The organism is Streptomyces sp. NPDC034037 (assembly GCF_055575715.1).
On the sequence record NZ_JBVISC010000001.1, the window covers coordinates 238112 to 258467 of the forward strand.

14 protein-coding genes and 1 tRNA gene are annotated in these 20356 nt (G+C 71.9%); 5 read left to right on the forward strand and 10 right to left on the reverse strand.

Going from position 1 to position 20356, the window contains the following annotated elements; genetic code table 11:
- Nucleotides 1–3 precede the first annotated feature (3 nt).
- Both ACZ516_RS01145 and ACZ516_RS01150 read left to right on the forward strand, forming a co-directional pair.
- On the forward strand, nucleotides 4–825 hold the full coding sequence (locus ACZ516_RS01145; protein WP_358584777.1) for an ABC transporter ATP-binding protein: 822 nt from the start codon (nucleotides 4–6) through the stop codon (nucleotides 823–825).
- Entirely contained in the window at nucleotides 825–1541 is a 717-nt protein-coding gene (locus tag ACZ516_RS01150) for an ABC transporter ATP-binding protein (RefSeq protein WP_358584779.1), read from the forward strand. The genes ACZ516_RS01145 and ACZ516_RS01150 overlap by 1 nt, the downstream gene beginning before the upstream one ends.
- 130 nt (nucleotides 1542–1671) lie before the next feature.
- Here the strand turns inward: ACZ516_RS01150 and ACZ516_RS01155 are convergent, their stop codons facing one another.
- Nucleotides 1672–2331, reverse strand: a complete 660-nt coding sequence (locus tag ACZ516_RS01155; RefSeq protein ID WP_358584781.1) for an ANTAR domain-containing response regulator — start codon at nucleotides 2329–2331, stop codon at nucleotides 1672–1674.
- Nucleotides 2332–2423: 92 nt separating this feature from the next.
- On the opposite strand from ACZ516_RS01155, the gene ACZ516_RS01160 reads away from it, so the two are divergent.
- A tRNA-Leu gene (locus ACZ516_RS01160) sits at nucleotides 2424–2506 on the forward strand.
- Between the two features lie 44 nt (nucleotides 2507–2550).
- Here ACZ516_RS01160 and pyk read toward each other — a convergent pair.
- Together pyk and ACZ516_RS01170 are read right to left on the reverse strand one after the other, a co-directional pair.
- Complete coding sequence (gene pyk / locus ACZ516_RS01165) at nucleotides 2551–3987, reverse strand: pyruvate kinase (RefSeq protein WP_358584785.1); 1437 nt, start codon at nucleotides 3985–3987, stop codon at nucleotides 2551–2553.
- A 141-nt stretch (nucleotides 3988–4128) separates the two neighbouring features.
- On the reverse strand, nucleotides 4129–4851 hold the full coding sequence (locus ACZ516_RS01170) for an SIMPL domain-containing protein (RefSeq protein WP_469007932.1): 723 nt from the start codon (nucleotides 4849–4851) through the stop codon (nucleotides 4129–4131).
- 128 nt (nucleotides 4852–4979) lie between these two features.
- Here ACZ516_RS01170 and ACZ516_RS01175 point away from each other — a divergent pair, with 128 nt between their 5' ends.
- Entirely contained in the window at nucleotides 4980–6782 is a 1803-nt protein-coding gene (locus ACZ516_RS01175; protein WP_469007933.1) for a bifunctional metallophosphatase/5'-nucleotidase, read from the forward strand.
- A gap of 15 nt (nucleotides 6783–6797) precedes the next feature.
- On the opposite strand, the gene ACZ516_RS01180 is transcribed toward ACZ516_RS01175, so the two are convergent.
- The 6 genes from ACZ516_RS01180 to ACZ516_RS01205 all read right to left on the reverse strand — a co-directional run bounded on the left by ACZ516_RS01180 (nucleotide 6798) and on the right by ACZ516_RS01205 (nucleotide 15190).
- The gene (locus ACZ516_RS01180; protein WP_469007934.1) at nucleotides 6798–7979 is read right to left on the reverse strand and encodes a GDSL-type esterase/lipase family protein; all 1182 of its coding nucleotides are present in this window, start codon (nucleotides 7977–7979) and stop codon (nucleotides 6798–6800) included.
- 77 nt (nucleotides 7980–8056) lie between these two features.
- Nucleotides 8057–9493, reverse strand: a complete 1437-nt coding sequence (locus ACZ516_RS01185) for a lysine N(6)-hydroxylase/L-ornithine N(5)-oxygenase family protein (RefSeq protein ID WP_469007936.1) — start codon at nucleotides 9491–9493, stop codon at nucleotides 8057–8059.
- Nucleotides 9490–10905 (reverse strand): pyridoxal phosphate-dependent decarboxylase family protein, encoded by a 1416-nt coding sequence (locus ACZ516_RS01190; protein ID WP_361081596.1) that lies wholly within the window; start codon nucleotides 10903–10905, stop codon nucleotides 9490–9492. The genes ACZ516_RS01185 and ACZ516_RS01190 overlap by 4 nt, the downstream gene beginning before the upstream one ends.
- A 274-nt stretch (nucleotides 10906–11179) precedes the next feature.
- Nucleotides 11180–13717 carry an aminopeptidase N gene (gene pepN, locus ACZ516_RS01195; protein ID WP_469007937.1) on the reverse strand — a complete coding sequence of 846 codons (2538 nt, stop codon included), beginning with the start codon at nucleotides 13715–13717 and terminating at the stop codon, nucleotides 11180–11182.
- Nucleotides 13718–13790: 73 nt separating this feature from the next.
- On the reverse strand, nucleotides 13791–14165 hold the full coding sequence (locus ACZ516_RS01200; RefSeq protein ID WP_469008692.1) for a chorismate mutase: 375 nt from the start codon (nucleotides 14163–14165) through the stop codon (nucleotides 13791–13793).
- A 116-nt stretch (nucleotides 14166–14281) separates the two neighbouring features.
- On the reverse strand, nucleotides 14282–15190 hold the full coding sequence (locus ACZ516_RS01205; protein ID WP_361081599.1) for a helix-turn-helix domain-containing protein: 909 nt from the start codon (nucleotides 15188–15190) through the stop codon (nucleotides 14282–14284).
- A 143-nt stretch (nucleotides 15191–15333) separates the two neighbouring features.
- On the opposite strand from ACZ516_RS01205, the gene ACZ516_RS01210 reads away from it, so the two are divergent.
- Nucleotides 15334–17088 (forward strand): glycoside hydrolase family 35 protein, encoded by a 1755-nt coding sequence (locus tag ACZ516_RS01210; protein WP_469007938.1) that lies wholly within the window; start codon nucleotides 15334–15336, stop codon nucleotides 17086–17088.
- A gap of 41 nt (nucleotides 17089–17129) precedes the next feature.
- On the opposite strand, the gene ACZ516_RS01215 is transcribed toward ACZ516_RS01210, so the two are convergent.
- Nucleotides 17130–20216, reverse strand: coding sequence for an endo-alpha-N-acetylgalactosaminidase family protein (locus ACZ516_RS01215; RefSeq protein ID WP_469007940.1), 3087 nt, complete (start codon nucleotides 20214–20216; stop codon nucleotides 17130–17132).
- Nucleotides 20217–20356 lie beyond the last annotated feature (140 nt).

Sequence of the window (20356 nt, forward strand, 5' to 3'; positions counted from 1 at the left end):
CCCATGACCACCGACACCACCGAAAAGGGCCAGGCCCCCGACACCCCGGCCGGCCGGACCGTCCTCGACGCCCGCGGCGTCACCATGCGCTTCGGCGGCCTCACCGCCGTACGCTCCGTCGACCTCACCGTCAACAGCGGCGAGATCGTCGGCCTCATCGGCCCCAACGGCGCCGGCAAGACCACCTTCTTCAACTGCCTCACCGGCCTCTACGTCCCCACCGAGGGCGAGGTCCGCTACCAGGGCCGGGTCCTGCCCGCCAAGTCCTTCAAGGTCACCGCCGCCGGCATCGCCCGCACCTTCCAGAACATCCGGCTCTTCGCCAACATGACCGTCCTGGAGAACGTCCTCGTCGGCCGGCACACCCGTACGAAGGAAGGCCTCTGGTCGGCGCTCCTGCGCGGCCCCGGCTTCCACCGGGCCGAAGCCGCCTCCAAGGCCCGCGCCATGGAACTCCTCGACTTCGTCGGCCTCGCCGACAAGGCCGAACACCTCTCGCGCAACCTCCCCTACGGCGAGCAGCGCAAGCTGGAGATCGCGCGGGCCCTGGCCAGCGAACCCGGCCTGCTCCTCCTGGACGAGCCCACCGCCGGCATGAACCCCCAGGAGACCCGCGCGACCGAAGAGCTCGTCTTCGCCATCCGCGACATGGGCATCGCCGTCCTCGTCATCGAGCACGACATGCGCTTCATCTTCAACCTCTGCGACCGCGTAGCCGTCCTCGTGCAGGGCGAGAAACTCATCGAAGGAAGCAGCGAAACGGTCCGCCAGGACGACCGCGTCATCGCCGCCTACCTCGGCGAACCCTTCGAGGAGAACAACTGATGACCGCACTCCTTGAGGTCGAGGACCTCCGCGTCGCCTACGGCAAGATCGAAGCCGTCAAAGGCATCTCCTTCACCGTCGAGGCCGGCAAAGTCGTCACCCTCATCGGCACCAACGGCGCCGGAAAGACCACGACGCTGCGCACGCTCTCCGGACTGCTCAAGCCGGTCGGCGGCACCATCAAATTCGACGGTAAAACACTGCGGAAATACCGGGCGGACCAAATCGTCTCCCTGGGCCTCGCCCACTCCCCCGAGGGCCGGCACATTTTCCCCCGCATGACCATCGAGAACAATCTCCGCCTCGGCGCCTACCTCCGCTCCGACAAACCGGGCATCGAAAAGGACATCGCCCGCGCCTACGACCTCTTCCCCATCCTCGGGGAACGCCGGAAGCAGGCCGCGGGCACCCTCTCGGGCGGCGAACAGCAAATGCTCGCCATGGGGCGCGCCCTCATGTCCCAGCCGAAACTCCTCATGCTCGACGAGCCCTCCATGGGCCTCTCGCCGATCATGATGCAGAAGATCATGGCGACCATCGCCGAGCTCAAGGCCGGCGGCACGACGATCCTCCTCGTCGAGCAGAACGCGCAGGCCGCGCTCTCCCTCGCCGACGAGGGCCACGTCATGGAGGTCGGAAAGATCGTCCTGTCCGGCACAGGCGCCGACCTCCTGCACGACGAGTCCGTACGAAAGGCCTACCTGGGCGAAGACTGACCCCGGCCTCCCCTCCCCCGTGGGGGGAGATCCACGAGGAGAGGCCCGCACCCCCGATCCGGGGCGCGGGCCTCTCCTCACACCTTCACACCTTCATACGTGCGCACTTTCGTGCGTCCGCCGCTGCGGGCTAGCCCTTCGCCGCCTTCTTCTCCTCGGCGTCCTCGATGACCGCCTCCGCGACCTGCTGCATCGAGAGCCTGCGGTCCATCGACGTCTTCTGGATCCAGCGGAACGCGGCGGGCTCGGTCAGGCCGTACTCCGTCTGGAGGATCGACTTCGCCCGATCCACCAGCTTCCGCGTCTCCAGCCGCTGGGAGAGGTCGGCGACCTCCTTCTCCAGCGTCTTCAGCTCCGCGAAGCGCGAGACGGCCATCTCGATCGCCGGCACGACGTCGCTCTTGCTGAACGGCTTCACCAGGTACGCCATCGCGCCCGCGTCCCTCGCCCGCTCGACGAGGTCGCGCTGCGAGAACGCGGTCAGCATCAGCACCGGGGCGATGGACTCCTCGGCGATCTTCTCGGCCGCGGAGATGCCGTCGAGGACGGGCATCTTCACGTCCAGGATCACGAGGTCCGGCCGGTGCTCGCGGGCCAGCTCGACGGCCTTCTCGCCGTCACCGGCCTCGCCCACGACGCTGTACCCCTCTTCCTCCAGCATCTCTTTGAGGTCGAGCCGGATCAGGGCCTCGTCCTCGGCGATGACGACGCGGGTCGTCAGCGGAGGCACGTGCGACTTGTCGTCGTCGGACACGTCGTCTACGGGCTGGGGCGACTCGGGGGCGGTCACGGGGGGCTCCTCGTTATGGCAGGTGCGCTGCCCTAGCAGGGTACCTAGCTGCGACGGGACGCGGTCACCCGGTACACTTCCGGCAGCGCCTGGCCGGGTTGGTGGAACGGTATACACGGAGGTCTCAAACACCTCTGCCCGAGAGGGCTTGCGGGTTCGAATCCCGCACCCGGCACATCCGGAAAACGGAGATCCACGTTCAGTGGATCTCCGTTTTTGCTATTCGTGGTCGTCGCTCTCGCCGATGCGGTGGACCCGGACCAGGTTGGTGGAGCCGGAGACGCCGGGTGGGGAGCCCGCCGTGATGACGACGACGTCGCCCTTCTCGCAGCGGCCGATCTTCAGGAGCAGCTCGTCGACCTGTTCGACCATCGCGTCGGTGGAGTCGACGTGCGGGCCGAGGAAGGTCTCCACGCCCCAGGTGAGGTTCAGCTGGGAGCGCGTCGCCGTGTCGGGGGTGAAGGCGAGGAGCGGGATGGGCGAGCGGTAGCGGGAGAGGCGGCGGACGGTGTCGCCGGACTGGGTGAAGGCGACGAGGAACTTGGCGCCGAGGAAGTCGCCCATCTCGGCGGCGGCGCGGGCGACGGCGCCGCCCTGGGTGCGGGGCTTGTTCCGCTCGGTGAGGGGCGGCAGGCCCTTGGCGAGGATGTCCTCCTCCGCCGCCTCGACGATGCGGCCCATGGTGCGGACCGTCTCGACGGGGTATTTGCCGACGCTGGTCTCGCCGGAGAGCATGACGGCGTCGGTGCCGTCGATGACGGCGTTGGCGACGTCGGACGCCTCGGCGCGCGTGGGCCGGGAGTTGTCGATCATCGAGTCGAGCATCTGGGTGGCGACGATGACCGGCTTGGCGTTGCGCTTGGCGAGTTTGACGGCGCGCTTTTGGACGATCGGGACCTGTTCGAGGGGCATTTCGACGCCGAGGTCGCCGCGGGCGACCATGATGCCGTCGAAGGCGGCGACGATGTCCTCGATGTTGTCGACCGCCTGCGGCTTCTCGATCTTGGCGATGACGGGGAGGCGGCGGCCCTCTTCGTCCATGATGCGGTGGACGTCCTCGATGTCGCGTCCGCTGCGGACGAAGGAGAGGGCGATGACGTCGCATCCGGTGCGCAGGGCCCAGCGGAGGTCTTCCTCGTCCTTGTCGGACAGGGCGGGGACGGAGACGGCGACGCCGGGGAGGTTGAGGCCCTTGTGGTCGGAGACCATGCCGCCTTCGACGACGGTGGTGGTGACGCGGGGGCCGTCGACGGCGGTGACCTCGAGGGTGACCTTGCCGTCGTCGACGAGGATGCGTTCGCCGGTGGTGACGTCCTGGGCGAGGCCGCCGTAGGTGGTGCCGCAGTGCTGGCGGTCGCCCTGGACGTCCTCTTCGACGGTGATGGTGAAGGTGTCGCCGCGTTCAAGGAGTACGGGGCCTTCGCGGAAGCGGCCGAGGCGGATCTTCGGACCTTGAAGGTCGGCGAGGATGCCGATGCTGCGGCCGCTCTCCTCAGAGGCCTTGCGCACGCGCTGGTAGCGCTCCTCGTGTGCGGCGTGGGTGCCGTGGCTGAGGTTGAAGCGGGCCACGTCCATTCCGGCGTGGACCAGGGCTTTGATCTGCTCGTACGAGTCGGTGGCGGGACCCAGGGTGCAGACGATTTTCGCTCGGCGCATGGTTCGAGCCTAGGGCTTACCGGCGAGTAGGGAATTGGTCGGGCGTGACTACTCAACAACCTTTGGGTGAAGGGGTGTTGACAAGCGTTGAAGTGTGCGGGCGTTCGCTCCGATGAGCGGTTTACGGGGGCGGGCGGTGCCTCAGGCTCCCAGTTCGGGCGGGACCATGGTGAAGCGGGCGTTGACCTGTGCGTAGACGTGCTGGCGTTGCGGTTCGAGGTCGAGGGGCGCGGCTTCGGGGGTGAAGTCGGCGGCGCCGCCGTAGGCGATGGAGCGCATGGCGCCGGCGGGGGCGCCGCCGTAGCCGGGGAGGGGGGTGTTCTCCGCGCCGATGTCGGCGAGTTCGACGAGGGCGGCGAGGCGGGTGCCGAGCGCTTCGGCGTACTCGCGGGCGCGTTGGACGGCTTCGTGGACGGCCTGCCGGCGGGCCGTGCCGTGGGTGGGCGAGTCGGGGCGCAGGGCCCACCAGGGGCCTTCGACGTGGGTGAGGTCGAGGTCGGCGAGGCGGGTGGTGAGTTCGCCGAGGGCGGTGAAGTCGGTGAGTTCGGCGGTGAGGTGGACGCGGCCGTGGTAGGCGCGGATGCGTTCGCCGCGGCCGTGTCTGGTGAGTTCGGGGGTGATGGAGAAGGCGCCGGTCTCCAGTTTCTCGACGGCGTCGCCGTAGGTCTTGATGAGGTCGAGGGCGGTGGTGTTGCGTTGGGTGAGGTCGTTCAGGGCGTCGCGGCGGTCGGTGCCGCGGGCGGTGAGGGTGATGCCGATGCGGGCGATCTCGGGGTCGACTTCGAGGTGGGCTTCGCCGCGGACGGCGACGCGGGGGGCGTCGGGGGTGCCGTAGGGGGTGTGCGGGGGCGGTGTGGTTTCCATGCGGCCACTCTCCCAGCAGGCGGGGGCACCGGACAGTCACCGGATCGCAACCTGTGGGGTCTGTTGCGGGTGTGGCTCGCGGGGTCAGAATCTACGCGCGTTACCACGGTCGACCGAGGAGTACAGAAATGCCGCTGAACCGCAGGAAGTTCCTGGGCACGTCCGCCGTCACCGGCGCGGGTGTGGCCCTGACCGGGGCGGCCGTGGCGCCGTCCGCCGCGCAGGCGAAGGGGGAGACCGGTCGGCGGGAGAAGCGGTACTCCTTCACGGTGCTGGGCACGACGGACCTGCACGGCAATGTCTTCAACTGGGACTACTTCACGGACAAGGAGTTCGACGACAAGGACCACAACGACGTGGGCCTCGCGAAGATCTCGACGCTGGTGAACGAGGTCCGTGCGGCGAAGGGCCGCCACAACACGCTGCTCATCGACGCGGGCGACACCATTCAGGGCACGCAGCTGTCGTACTACTACGCGAAGGTGGATCCGATCACCGCCGCGCGCGGCCCGGTGCATCCGATGGCGCAGGCGATGAACGCGATCGGGTACGACGCGGCGGCGCTCGGCAACCACGAGTTCAATTACGGGATTCCGGTGCTGCGCAAGTTCGAGGAGCAGTGCGACTTTCCGCTGCTCGGGGCGAACGCGCTGGACGCGAAGACGCAGCGGCCCGCTTTTGCGCCCTATTTCATGAAGCGGCTGCGGACCCCGCACGGCCGTGATGTGAAGGTGGCGGTGCTCGGGCTGACCAATCCGGGGATCGCGATCTGGGACAAGGCGAATGTGCAGGGGAAGATGACGTTCCCGGGCCTTGAGGAGCAGGCCGCGAAGTGGGTGCCGAGGCTGCGCTCGATGGGCGCGGACGTGGTGATCGTGTCGGCGCACTCCGGTTCCAGTGGCACGTCGTCGTACGGTGATCAGCTGCCGTACGTGGAGAACGCGGCGGGGCTCGTGGCCGAGCAGGTGCCGGGGATCGACGCGATCCTGGTGGGACACGCGCACACGGAGATCCCCGAGTACTTCGTGGAGAACAAGGCGACCGGCAAGAAGGTCGTGCTGTCGGAGCCGCTGAAGTGGGGGCAGCGGCTGACGCTGTTCGACTTCGATCTGGTGTGGGCCAAGGGCCGGTGGACGGTGGCGAAGGTCGGCGCGAAGGTCCTGAACTCCAACACAGCGGCCGAGGACAGGAAGATCACGGGGCTGCTGGCCGACGAGCACAGGAAGGTCGTCGCCTACGTCAATCAGGTCATCGGCACCTCGACGGCGGCGATGAGCACGGCCGAGGGCCCGTACAAGGACGTGCCGATCATCGATCTGATCAATGAGGTGCAGCGGGAGACGGTGACGCAGGCGCTGCGGGGCGGGGCGTACGGGGCGCTGCCGGTGCTGTCGCAGGCGTCGTGTTTCTCGCGGACGGCGCGGATTCCGGCGGGCGAGGTGACGATCAAGGACGCGGCGGGGCTGTATCCGTTCGAGAACACGCTGGAGGCGCGGCTGCTCACGGGTGCTCAGCTCAAGGACTATCTGGAGTTCTCCGCGCGCTATTACGTGCAGACGCCGGCGGGGGCGCCGGTGGATCCGGCGAAGCTGACGAATGCCGACAAGATTCCGGATTACAACTATGACGCGGTGTACGGGGTGACGTACGAGATCGACGTCGCGAAGCCGGTGGGCTCCCGCATCGTGAAGTTGTCGTTCGAGGGCAAGGACATCGATCCGCGGGCCCAGTTCGTGCTGGCGGTGAACAATTACCGGGCGAGCGGCGGCGGCAATTTCCCGCACGTGGCGGGCGCGAAGCAGGTGTGGGCGAATTCGGAGGAGATCCGGAACACGATCATCGGCTGGGTGAAGGCGAAGGGGACGATCGACCCGGGCCAGTTCGCGTCGGTGGACTGGCGGCTGACCCGGGACGGGGTGCCGGTGTTCTGAGGGGGTGCCGGTGTTCTAGAGGTCCAGGGCGGCGAGGTCGACGGAGTCGGCGAGGGCCTGGGCGCCCGCGTCGTTGACGTGCAGGCCGTCGCCGCAGTCGTAGTCGTCGCGGATGCGGTCGGGGTCGGCCGGGTCCGCGACGGCGGCGGCGAAGTCGGCGTAGCTGTCGAAGGGGCTGTCGGCGCCGCGGATCCAGTCGTTGACCTCGCGGGCGACGGCGACGCCTTCGGGGGTGGAGTAGCCCTCGTACACGGTGTCCTTGTAGGGGCCGACGGTGGTGGCGACGGCGGTGAGGCCGGCGGCGTGGATGCGGTCGGCGAGTGCGGTGAGGCCCGTGATGAGGTCGGCGGCCGTGGGGATGGGCGCGGTGGCCGGATAGGCCTCCTGGCCGGGCAGGCCGAGGTCGTTGAGGCCGAAGTGGATCAGTACGTGGGTGACGCCGGGCACGTCGAGGGCGTCCCGTTGGAGGCGGGCCAGGGCGTGTTCGCCGATCTCGTCGGTGAGCAGGCGGTTGGCGGAGATGCCCTGGTTGACGACCCAGCCGCGGCGGCCGGCGTCGCGCAGGCGCCGGTTGAGCAGGTCGGGGAAGCGGTGGTCGGTGTCGGTCGTGGTGCCGGCGCCCTCGAACCAGGAGTCGCCGAAGGCGACCGCGACGGCGGTGCCGGCGGGGGCGAGGACGTCGGCGCCGGTGAGGAAGTGCCGGGTGGCGAGTTCCTCCAGGCCTTCGGTGCCGGCGAGGGTGGGTGCGGTGAGGGCGTTGCCGGGGACGGCGTAGCCGGTGCGCAGGGGGACGGCGGAGTAGGTGGCGGGGCCGGTGTGCTCGGGGAGCCAGAGGGTGATCGCCAGTTCGTCGCCGGCGGCGACGGGCCGTTCGAGGGGGTCGGTGATGACTTCCTCGCCGGCGGGGACGGTGAAGTCCGTCGCGCCGTCGAGGCGCAGGGGGGTGTCGCTGTCGGGGTCGATGGCGCTGTCTTGGGTGCGTATGGCGAGGTGGGCGCCGCCGACGCGGAGGGGTTCCTTGCCGTAGCGGTTGCTCAGGCGCACGCGCAGGGCGCTGCCGCCGCCGTCGAGGCGGATGACCTGGCGGAGGGTCTGCGCGGCGAAGGAGCGCGGCTCGAAGAGGTCGAGGCTCTCGTGGGGGCTGACGACGGCGGAGCGGAAGGCTGCGGTCCAGGAGGCCTGCGAGTCGATGGTCATGATCGTCTGAACGGGCCGGGAGGGGCGGGTATTTCGTCGTGGGGTAGTTTTCTCGGCCAATGTGCGGCGGCCGGGGGTCAGTTCTTGAGGGGTACGAGGGGTGAGCGCTGTTCCTGGTCGCGGCCGGCCGGGTGGGAGCGGTCCTCGGGGGTGTGGAGGCCGAAGCTGGTGAAGGCGGTGCGCCGGGGCAGCGGGTAGGGGTTCTTGCCGGTGAGGCTGTTGAGGATGGTGGCGCTGCGCCAGGCGGCGAGGCCGAGGTCGGGGGCGCCGACGCCGTGGGTGTGGCGTTCGGCGTTCTGTACGTAGATGTTGCTGCCGGTGCCGGTGATGGAGGGGTCGAGGACGAGGCGGTACTGCTCGTCGACGCGGGGGCGGGCGGAGGAGTCCTTGCGGATGTAGGGGTCGAGGCCGGCGAGGAGCTGGTCGAGGGGGCGTTCGCGGTAGCCGGTGGCGAGGACGACGGCGTCGGTGGTGAGGCGGGAGCGGGTGCCTTGCTGGAGGTGTTCGAGGTGGAGTTCGACGCGGGTGGTGGCGACGCGTCCGGCGGTGCGCACGCGGACGCCGGGGGTCAGGACGGCGTCGGGCCAGCCGCCGTGCAGGGTGCGCTGGTACAGCTCGTCGTGGATGGCGGCGATGGTGTCGGCGTCGATGCCCTTGTGCAGTTGCCACTGGTGGGGGACGAGGCCGTCGCGGACGGCTTCGGGCAGGGCGTGGAAGTAGCGGGTGTAGTCGGGGGTGAAGTGTTCGAGGCCGAGCTTGGAGTACTCCATGGGGGCGAAGGCCTCGGTGCGGGCGAGCCAGTGGATCTTCTCGTGTCCGGTGGGGCGGGCGCGCAGCAGGTCGAGGAAGATCTCGGCGCCTGACTGGCCGGAGCCGATGACGGTGATGTGTTCGGCGGCGAGCAGGCGTTCGCGGTGGTCGAGGTAGTGGGCGGAGTGGATGACGGGGACGGCGGGGGCTTCGGCGAGGGGTTTGAGGGGGTCGGGGACGTAGGGGGCGGTGCCGACGCCGAGGGCGATGTTCCTGGTGTGGGTGCGGCCGAGGGCCTCGGCTTCGCCGTCGGCGTCGAGCTGGGTGTAGTCGACCTCGAAGAGGTCGTGTTCGGGGTTCCAGCGCACGGCGTCGACCTGGTGGCCGAAGTGGAGTCCGGTGAGGTTGTCGCTGACCCAGCGGCAGTAGGCGTCGTATTCGGCGCGGCGGATGTGGAAGCGCTCGGCGAAGTAGAAGGGGAAGAGGCGTTCGCGTGTCTTGAGGTAGTTGAGGAAGGTCCAGGGGCTCGCGGGGTCGGCGAGGGTGACGAGGTCGGCGAGGAAGGGGACTTGGAGGGTGGCGCCGTCGATGAGGAGGCCGGGGTGCCAGTGGAAGTCGGGCCGCTGGTCGTAGAAGGCGGTGTCGAGTTCGCCGAGGGGCTGGGCGAGGGCGGCGAGGGAGAGGTTGAAGGGGCCGATGCCGATGCCGACGAGGTCGCGGGGGTCTTCGGGGGTGGTGCGTGCGGGTTCGGGGGTGGCGGTCATCGGGGGGTGGTTCCTTCCGGGCGTTCGGGTGCGGGGGTGGCGAGGTCGAGGAGCGCGGCGAGGTCGTCGGCCCGGGTGTGCGGGTTGAGGAGGGTGGCCTTGAGCCATCTGCGGCCGCCGAGGTCGGCGCGGCCGAGGACGGCGGTGCCGTCGGTGAGCAGCTTCCTGCGCAGGTGGGCGATGTCGGTGTCGTCGGCGTCGCGGGGGCGGAACAGGACGGTGCTGATGGCGGGTGTGTCGTACAGCTGGAAGCGGGGGTGGGCCCGGACGAGGTCGGCGAACCGCCGCGCCTGGTCGCAGACCTGGTCGACGAGGGCGCCGATGCCGTGGCGGCCGAGGGCCTTGAGGGTGACGGCGATCTTCAGGACGTCGGGGCGCCGTGTGGTGCGCAGGGAGCGGCCGAGGAGGTCGGGCAGGCCCGCGTCGGTGTCGTCGTCGGCGTTGAGGTAGTCGGCGCGGTGGGTGAGGGCGGCGAGGTCGCGGGGGTCGCGGACGGCGAGCAGTCCGGCGGCGGCGGGCTGCCAGCCGAGTTTGTGCAGGTCGAGGGTGACGGTGTGGGCGCGTTCGATGCCGCGCAGGAGGGTGCGGCGGCTGTCGCTGAACAGGAGTCCGGCGCCGTAGGCGGCGTCGACGTGCAGGCGGGCGCCGTGGGTCGCGCACAGGTCGGCGATGGTGTCGAGGGGGTCGATGAGTCCGGCGTCGGTGGTGCCGGCGGTGGCGGCGACGAGGACGGTGTGCCCGGCGGCGGTGAGGCCGGTGAGGGTGTGGCCGAGTGCCGTGGGGTCGAGGGTGCCGGTGGGGGCGGGGACGGTGACCGGTGCGGGCAGGCCGAGGAGCCAGGCGGCGCGGGCGAGGGAGTGGTGGGCGTTCGCGCCGACGACCAGGCGCGGGGGGCCGCCGGAGCCGGTGGGGGCGCGGGTCTCGCGGGCGAGGAGGAGGGCGAGCTGGTTGGACTCGGTGCCGCCGGTGGTGATGAGGGCGTCGGCCTCGGGGTGGACGAGGGCGGCGAGGGCGCGGGTGACGAGTGCTTCGAGGGCGGAGGCGGCGGGTGCCTGGTCCCAGGAGTCCATGGAGGGGTTGAGCGCGGAGGCGGCCAGGTCGGCGGCGGTGGCGACGGCGAGCGGCGGGCAGTGCAGATGGGCGGCGCACAGGGGGTCGGCGGGGTCGGCGGCGCCTTCGGCGAGTGCGTGGACGAGGGTGCGCAGGGCCGTTTCGGGGCCGGTGCCCCGCTCGGGCAGGAGGGGTTCGGCGGCGGCGCGCAGGCGGTCGGTGACGGCCGCGGGGCCGCCGGCGGGCAGCGGGCCGTTGCGGGCGGCCGCGCCGTCGCGCAGGGCGTCGAGCGTGGCCGCGAGCAACGGCCGCAGGGCGTCGGGGCCTTGGGCGCCCCCGGCGAGGGGAGGCGGGCTGCTCATGGCGTGTCCTTCGGGTGTGCGCGTACGGGATCACCAGCCTGTACGCCACTTGGGCGGCACGAGCGCATACTTCGGCGAACCGAACCCGAAAGTGGTACTGCCGTGCGGAGAGGACGTGGTGGCGCGGGACGGGGTGCTAGGCGGCGTCCGCGCTGTCACGCCCCGCCCGGGCTCGTCCAGAGCCCGGACGGATGCCACGCGTCAGGCCCGCACCCGTAGACCCGCGTCAGGCCCCGCCCGTAGACCCGCGTCAGGCCCCGCCCGCAGACCCGCGTCAGGACTGGGGCGGCCCCTGGCGGACGCGCAGGGCCCGCGCGAGGTCGTCCAGTTGGTCGGTGAGTTTGCGGCGCAGGGCGGGGACGGGGTCCGCGTCGCGCAGGCAGCGCTCGCCCAGGCGCAGGGTCTCGGCCTCGACGAACAGGGCGGGGAAGGCCCACTGGCCCACCACCTCGGCGACGGCGGGGCCGCGCCGGGCGGCGACGGCGACGGCGTCCTCGTAGTAGCGCGGGACGTACTCCCGTACCAGCTCGGCCTGTTCGGGCTGCCAGAAGCCCTGGGCGGTGGCCTTGAGGAGGTGGTTGGACAGCTCGTCGGAGCAGAACATGGCCTCCCAGGCGGCGCGCTTGGCGGCGGCGTCCGGCAGCGCGGCCCGGCAGCGGGCGGCGCCCTCCTGGCCGGTGGCGCTCGGGTCCCGCGCCAGCTCGGCGGCGATGGCCGCCTCGTCGGTCGCGTCGAGGGCGGCGAGCCGGGCGAGGACGCGCCAGCGCAGTTCCGGGTCGAGTTCGGGGCCGCCGGGCACGGTGCCCTCGTCCAGCCAGGCCTGGAGGGGGCCCGGCTGGGTGATGACGTCGACGGCGGTGCGGACGGCGGTCAGGCGCAGCCCCGGGTGGGAGCCGTCCTCGGTGCGCCGGATCAGGTCGCGGCAGAGTTCGCCGAGGGTGGTGAGGGCGGCGGGCCGGTCCTGGGGGCGGGTGTAGCGGGCGAGGACATGGGCGGTGGCGAAGGCGAGGACGCCCTGGACGACGGCGAGGTCGCTCTCCTCGGGGAGGTGGGCGCGGGCCGCCGCCAGGTAGGCGCCGCCGTCGAGTTCGCCGTCGCGGACCAGGTCGCGCAGGGTGTTCCACAGCACGGCGCGGGTCAGCGCGTCGGGGACCCCGGACAGGTCGCGCAGGGCGGTGTCCCGGGAGGTGTCGTCGAGGCGGATCTTGGCGTAGGTGAGGTCCTGGTCGTTGGGGACGATCAATGCGGGGCGGCCGCCGTCGCGGGGCGCGGCGGGTTCGGCGGAGGGGATGTCGGTCTCGTAGCGCTCGCGCAGGACGAGGCCGGGGCCGCCGGAGAGGTCGCGGTCGTAGACGCCGACGACGACGCGGTGGGGGCGCCCTTCACCGTGGGCGCCGGGGCCCGCGTCGCGGTCGAGGGTGAGGGTCCATTCGCGTCCGGCGTGGACGACCTTGGAGGTGAGGGTGTCGACGCCGGTGGTGCGCAGCCAGGCCTCGGCCCAGGCGTGGACGTCCCGGTCGGTGGCGTGGGCGAGGGAGTCGATGAAGTCGGCGAGGGTGGCGTTGGCGAACTTGTGGCGCGCGAAGTGGGTGTTGATGCCGGCGAGGAAGTCCTTCTCGCCGAGCCAGGCGACGAGCTGGCGCAGGGCGCTCGCCCCCTTGGCGTAGGAGATGCCGTCGAAGTTGAGCATCGCGGAGGCGGTGTCGGGCACGGCGTCGGGGGCGGGGGCGACGGGGTGGGTGGAGGGGCGCTGGTCGGCGTCGTACCCCCAGGATTTGCGGGCGACGGCGAAGTCGGTCCACGGGTCCTTGAAGCGGGTGGCCTCGGCGGTGGTCTGGAAGCCCATGTACTCGGCGAAGGACTCGTTGAGCCAGATGTCGTCCCACCAGGCGAGGGTGACGAGGTCGCCGAACCACATGTGGGCCATCTCGTGGGCGATGACCATGGCGCGGGTCTGCCGCTCGGTGTCGGTGACGGCGGAGCGGAAGACGAACTCGTCGCGGAAGGTGACGAGGCCGGGGTTCTCCATCGCGCCCGTGTTGAACTCGGGGACGAACGCCTGGTCGTAGGAGTCGAAGGGGTAGGGCTCCTCGAACTTCTCGTGGTAGCGGTCGAAGCAGGCCCGGGTGATGTCGAGGATCTCCTCGGCGTCGGCGTCCAGGAAGGGGGCGAGGGAGCGGCGGCAGTGGATGCCGAAGGGCAGCCCGCGGTGCTCGGTGCGCACGGAGTGGTAGGGGCCCGCGGCGACGGCGACGAGGTAGGTGGGGATGCGCGGGGTGGCGGCCGCGCGCCAGGTGCCGCCGCCGAGGTGTTCGGTGATGCCGTTGGCGAGGACGGTCCACTCCTCGGGGGCGGTGACGCTCACCTCGAAGACGGCCTTCAGGTCGGGCTGGTCGAAGGCGGCGAAGACGCGCTGCACGTCCTCCATGAACAGCTGGCTGTAGGTGTACGTCAGACCGTCGCTGGGGTCGGTGAAGCGGTGCATGCCCTCGCCGGTGCGGGAGTAGCGCATCGCGGCGTCCACGCGCAGCTCGTGCTCGCCGGCGGTGAGATTCTCGAGAGGGAGGCGGCCCTCGGTCAGGGCCGCCGGGTCGAGGGGCCGTCCGTCGAGGGTGGCGGAGCGCAGCTCGGCGGGCTTGAGCTCGACGAAGGTGGCGCCGTCGGCGCGGGCGCTGAACCGGATGACGGTGCGCGAGTCGAAGGTGTCGCCGGTGGCGTCGGCCGCCCGGCTCAGGTCGAGCTCGACGGTGTACCGGTGGACGTCGATGAGCTGGGCTCGGGTCTGCGCTTCGTCGCGCGTCAGTGCGGGCATGGGCCCATGCTGCCCGATGGCGGGGGCATCGGTGAAGGTCAGGGCCGTGTGCGCCGTGCCGGCGGGGGGTGTCTCAGGAGGACTTGGCGATCGTCTCGTGGTGGCGGATCACCTCGGCGATGATGAATGTGAGCAGCTTCTCGGCGAAGGCGGGGTCGAGTTTGGCGTTCTCGGCGAGCTGGCGCAGGCGGGCGATCTGGCGGGCCTCGCGGGCCGGGTCGGCGGGCGGCAGGTGGTGGTTGGCCTTGAGGTGGCCTACCTGCTGGGTGCACTTGAAGCGCTCGGCGAGCATGTGGACGACGGCGGCGTCGATGTTGTCGATGCTGTCGCGCAGCCGGGACAGTTCGGTGCGCACGGCCTCGTCCGCGCCGGCGTTCGCGCCCGCGTGCGCCTGCCCCTGCCCCTGCGCCTGCGCGCCCGTCTGGTGTCCGCCCGGCTGTCCGACCATCTGTCCGTCCGGCTGTCCGCCCGGCTGTCCGCCCGGCTGTCCGTCCGGCTGCGCGCCCCGCTGGCCGCTCGGGTCGTTCGCGTCGCTGGTGTGACTGGTGTTCATGGGCCACGAGCCTACGTTGCCTCTTCGGCGTCCTCGGCCGGAGAGGAGCGCAGCATCGGCGGGTGGTCGGGGTCCGGGATCTGCTGGGACCAGCCGCCGGGGACGGTGCGGCCCTGCTGGCGGCGGAAGCGTATGGGGGCGGTGCCGACGCGGCGGGTGAAGAGGCGGGAGAAGTAGGCGGGGTCGTCGTAGCCGACGCGGCGGGCGACGGCGGCGACGGGCAGTTCGGTGGCGGCGAGGAGTTCCTTGGCGCGGCCGAGGCGGATGCCGAGGAGGTAGTCCTTGGGGCTGCAGCCGGCGCCGCGGCGCACGGCGGTGCGCAGTTCGGCGGGGGTCATGCCGTGGCGTGCGGCGTGTTCGGCGACCGACAGGGGCCGGAAGGCGTCGCGGGCGAGGGCCTGCAGGACGGGGTCGCCGTCGGGGGCGATGTCGGCGCGGGCGCGGCGCAGGGCGACGAGGAGTTCGTGGACGGCGGCGCCCGTCTCGACTTCGAGGAGGGGGTTGCCGCGGCGGGCGGCGCGGGCGATGCGGCCGACGGCGGCGCGGGCGCCCGCGGCGTCGGAGAGCGGGACGACGGGGCGGGTGGGCTCGATGTAGCCGAGTTCGGTGTACGTGGTGGTGGCGGGGCCGGTGAAGTCGACGAAGCACTCGTCCCAGCCGGTGCCGGCGTCGGGCCCGTAGTGGTGGCGTACGCCGGGGGTGAGCCAGATCAGGGCGGGCGCGGTGACCGTCGTGCGGCTGCCGTCGGGGCCGCGGAACCAGCCGCCGCCCGCGCTGATGACGACGGCCACGTGGTGGTCGAGGGTGCGGGGGCCGACGGTGGGCAGGAGGCCGTGCTGGAGGCCGACGCCGAGGCAGACGAGGCCGAGTCGGTGGTGGGCCGGGCTGGGAGTGAAATACCGCATCCACGTGTGGTACATCCGCGTGCCCCTTCCGGTGCGGGCCGGGTCCGGGGCCCGGCCGGGGTGTCTCGCTGCGTCCAACCGGACCCGATCTTTGTCCATGGACCCCGCCGCCCGCCAGAGGTGATCGTGGTCGGGCGTCGGGTGAGGGGGAGGACACGGTGGACGGGTTCGGGGTCGGCGAGGACTGTTTCGAGGTGGACGGGCGGCCGGTGCGGCTGCTGTCGGGCGCGCTGCACTACTTCCGGGTGCACGAGGAGCAGTGGGGGCACCGCCTCGCGATGCTGCGGGCGATGGGGCTCAACTGCGTGGAGACGTACGTCCCGTGGAACCTGCACGAGCCGCGTCCTGGCGCGTTCCGCGACGTCGAGGCGGTCGGCCGCTTCCTGGACGCGGTGCGGGAGGCGGGCCTGTGGGCGATCGTGCGGCCGGGTCCGTACATCTGCGCGGAGTGGGAGAACGGCGGTCTGCCGCACTGGCTGACGGGTCCCCTCGGGGCCCGGGTGCGGACCCGGGACGAGGCGTATCTGGGGCCGGTGGAGCGGTGGTTCCACCGGCTTCTCGCGCAGGTCGTGCCGCGTCAGTACGGGGGTCCCGGCGGCGGCCCGGTGATCATGGTGCAGGTCGAGAACGAGTACGGCAGCTACGGCTCGGACCAGGTGTATCTGCGCCGCCTCGCCGCTGTGCTGCGCTCGGAGGGCGTCACGGTCCCGCTGTTCACCTCGGACGGCCCCGAGGACCACATGCTGACCGGCGGCTCGCTCCCCGGGGTGCCGGCGACGGTGAACTTCGGCTCCCGGGCGCGCTCCGGCTTCGCGAGGCTGCGCGCGCACCGCCCGACGGGCCCGCTGATGTGCATGGAGTTCTGGTGCGGCTGGTTCGACCACTGGGGCGCGGACCCCGTCGTGCGGGAGGTGGACGACGCCGTGGCGACGCTGCGGGAGATCCTGGAGTGCGGGGCGTCGGTGAACCTGTACATGGCGCACGGGGGCACGAGCTTCGCGGGCTGGGCGGGGGCCAACCGGGGTGGCGGCGCGCTGCACGACGGGCCGCTGGAGCCGGACGTCACGTCGTACGACTATGACGCGCCGATCGACGAGCGGGGCCGGCCGACGGAGAAGTTCCGGCGCTTCCGGGAGGTCCTCGCGCGCTACGCGGCCGAGCCCTTGCCCGAGCCGCCGCCGCCCCCGCCGGTCCTCGGCTCCCCCGCCGCCGCGGCCCTGACGGACTGGTCGTCGCTCGACACGGTCCTGGACCACCTCGGCACCCCGGAGACGGACCATGCCGTACCGCCCACCTTCGAAGAGCTGGACGTGGACCGGGGCCTGGTGCGCTACACCGTGACGGTGCCGGGGCCGCGCGAGCCGTATCCGTTGGGCGTGCGGGGGCTGCGCGATCTCGCGGTGGTGTACGTGGACGGGGAGCGCGCCGGTGTCCTGAGCGAGGAGGAGCCGGTCCTCGCCGGGCCCGTGGCGGGGCACGCGCGCGTGGAGCTGTGGGTGGAGTCCCTCGGCCGGGTCAACTACGGGCCGCGCCTGGGCGAGAGCAAGGGGATCACGGGCGGCATCCTGCACGAGCGGCAGTATCTGCACGGAGTGCGGGCGCGGGGCCTGCGGCTCGACGCGTTCGACGTGCCGTCGGCGGTGGGGGCGGTTCCCGTCTCGGGCGCCGGGGAGGGCCGCCCCGGCCTGTACCGGGGCACGGTCGAGGTCACCGGCCCCGGCGACGCGTCCCTGGAACTCCCGGGCTGGACCCGGGGGTTCGCGTGGATCAACGGCTTCAACCTGGGCCGCTACTGGTCGATCGGCCCGCAGCGGTCGCTGTACGTGCCGGGCCCCGTGCTGCGCGAGGGCGCCAACGAGGTGTGGGTGCTGGAGCTGGAGGGGGCGGACGGGTCGGAGATCACCCTGTCCTGAGCCGCCCGCCCCGGCCGGGCCCCTCAGAGCTCCGCCCCCGCTCAGACCTCGGTCACCTCGAAGGCGTCCAGGACGAACTCCGCCGTGCCGTCGTCGCCGGTCTTGCGCAGGCCGACCCAGGCCTCCCCCTCGGCGGGGGCGGTGAACTCGTAGGTGAGGGTGGTGGGCGCGGTGGCGACGGGGAGGTCCTCGCGGTCGGTCTCGCGGGGTGCCGGTGTGTCGACGGCGGTGATCCAGGCGTACTGGCCCGCCTTCTCGTTCTCGTAGCGGAAGGTGACGCGGTAACGCTTTCCGGGGGCGAAGCGGACGGTGTGGGGCACGGTGCGGTAGACGAGGCCGGTGTTCTCGCCGCGCGACTTCAGGGATTCGGTGCCGTCGATGACGTCGTCGATCGCCTTGCCGTTCCAGCCGCGCTGCGTATAGGGCGCGTGGCGCCGGGCGATGTGGGTGCGCGGGTCGGTGACGCCGCCCGCGTCGCCCTTCACGAACGGGCCCCAGCCCTGCGGGACGTGTTCGAAGTCCTCGTGGACGAGGGTGGCGCGGGGCCGCTCGGCGGGGCGCCGGGCCGCCACGACACGTACGTTGTCGAAGCGCACCCGGGCCCGGCCCGCCTCCGCGCGCAGGGTCAGCTCGGCGGTGCCGCCGCCCTCGGGGACGGTGAAGAAGGTGAACATGCGCTGGAAGCGGGTGCCGTGCTTGCGGTCGGCGGCGACGAAGTTGCCCGCGGTGGAGGTCTCGGTGAAGTTGGCGGCGACGACGCCGTCGGCGGTGCGGACCTCCAGGGAGGCCTTGCGCCGCTCCCCCGCTCGCTCACCGACCTCGACCTGCACGGAGGCCGCGTAGGTCCCGGCCCGCAGCCGGGCCAGGCGCTGGGTGACCCGGGCCTCGGCGCCCGCGCCGATGACCAGTTCGTGGTCGCCGAGGGCGCTGCGCCGCACGGTGGCGGGCCCGGTGACCCGCCGGCCCGTGAGGGAGCCGGAGTGGAAGCCCGGGTCGTACAGGGGTGTGCCCTGGCCCCACTTGGGGTCCGGCGGGGCCGCCGCCCGTTCGCGGTAGAGGACGTAGGGCTGCTTCGGCTCGGCCCGGAGGGTGACTTCTCCGTCCGTCACGGGGACGTACGACTCGAAGACGCGGCCCTGGTCGGTGAGCCGGTACAGGGCGACGCGGGAGCGGCTCGCCCAGGAGCGCGGGAGGTGCCATGTGCCGGTCCCGCCGTCCGGGTTGTAGTGGTACAGCTTGGCGGGGTCCGTGGCCTCGCGGGGCTCCCAGGGCAGCAGGTAGCGGCCGTCGTCGTAGACGAGGTGCCCGTCGGTGGTGATGCGCCGTTTTCCCTCGTCGGCGTCGGAGACGGTCGTCCGCGTGGGGCCGAAGAAGGTGATCTCGTGGTCGTCCCAGGTCTTGATGGGGTACGCCTGGAGGTACTTGGCGGGCAGCGAGTGGGTCCAGATCAGGTCGTGGAAGGCGTGCCAGTCGGTCTTGCCGACCCAGCCCTCGAAGTTGCCCATGCGGGCGATGCCGAGGAGGGTGGGCCACTTGTCGGCGAAGACGTCCTTCTGGTGGTTGCGCACGAAGCGGATCAGGCGGGAGTTGATGCCGCGTGAGGTGTCGCCGCCGTAGTCGGTCTCGGCGGCCCAGTGCGACCAGACGGCGGAGCGTTCGAGGCCGTGGCCCCACTCGGTGGTGAGCGTCCAGCCCTGTGCGCGCAGCGCCCGCTGGAGGCGGTCGGAGGTCCAGCCGGACTCGCGGAACACGTCGATGTACAGGGTGTTCAGGCCCTCGTCGGTCTGGGCGCGCAGGTCGGCGAAGCGCTTGACGATGTCCCCGGAGACCAGGTCGCGGCGCTGGTCGATGCGGTAGCTCTGGTCGAGCCAGTCCCACTGCTCGTCGTTCTTGTCGACCAGCTTCTCGGAGAAGGCGTGGGCCACGGGGTAGGACTCGGTGGCGTTGACGTGCACACCGAAGTCGCTGTTCCACTTCCTGCCCTCGCGGACCAGGGTGTTGAGGTCGTCCAGGCCGCCGGCGCGGGTGTTGTAGTGGCCGGCGTAGTCGGGGTGGGCGGAGTCGTGGCCCTCGGACTGGTAGCCCTTGAGGAGCGTGTACTGGCGCAGCCCGTCGGTGGCGAGGTGGATCCGCTTGACCTCGTCGAGGGTGGCCAGGAACGGGTTGGTGGCCTGGGAGGCGAAGTTGAACGGGATGTGCGGGACGACCCGCAGGTGCTGCTCGTCGGCGCCGAGCGGCGTCACCATGATGTCGCGGAAGGCGATCGCGGCATCCTGCCAGTCGACCACCCCGTCGCCGTTGCGGTCGCCGGTGATCACGACGGTGGCGTACGGCAGGGGCTCGGTGGCGTCCAGGGGCGCGGTGGCGGCGCGGTGGGTCCACTGCCCCGGCGTCAGCCGGGCCTCCACGCGGCCGTCGACGTGCGCCGTCTCGTGCCACAGGCGGCCGTTCTCCCAGGTGGTGCCCGCCGCCGAGGTCGGCCTGTCGTAGCAGGTGTTGGTCTCGACGGCCCCGCCGAGCCGGTCGTGCGCGACGACGGCGTACGCGCATCCGCCGGGCGCTCGGGCGGGCGTGTCCCGGGCCGGCCGGACCAGGGTGTCGCCGCTCCCGGCCCGGTCGAGCCGCACCTGGGCGGCGAGGAGGGCGGCGCCAGGCTGGTCGTCGCGCACGGACAGCAGGGCGAGGCCGGGGATCCGCAGGGTGCCCACCCGCAGGGCGTCGGTGTCCGCGATCCGCGTGACGCGCCAGTGGACCCGGTGTCCCTCGACGGCGATCTCTACGTCGATCCGGGTGCCGCCGGCGAGGGCGAGCGTGTAGGAGACGCGGGATCGGCCCACCGACGCGGTGACCTGAGGGGTGTGCTCGCTCTCGTCGATGAGGACGGCGGTGACGGCGTCGGCCCGGCCGTACAGGACGGCGCCGCTGGCGCGGTCGGTGTAGGAGACGACACAGGGGAAGTCGCGGGCGACGCGCACGTCCAGGTGGTCGGAGCGCAGGACCACTTCGGCGGCGGGCGGCCCGGCGGCGAAGGCAGCGGCGCCCGGGGCGAGTGCGGCTCCCACCCCCGCGAGCGCCCCGGTGGCGACGACGGCTCGGCGGCTCGGGCCTGACGTGTCCGACGGCGGCATGCGGCACCCCTGTCATGGGTCGGAATCGGTGCCGATCACGATGCGCCGGGCGGGGTGGACAAGCCCATGGACTGAGGAGGGAGAGGACTTGGACTTACGTACGTGCGGGGCGCCCGTGGTGGACGCCCCGCATGTCGGTG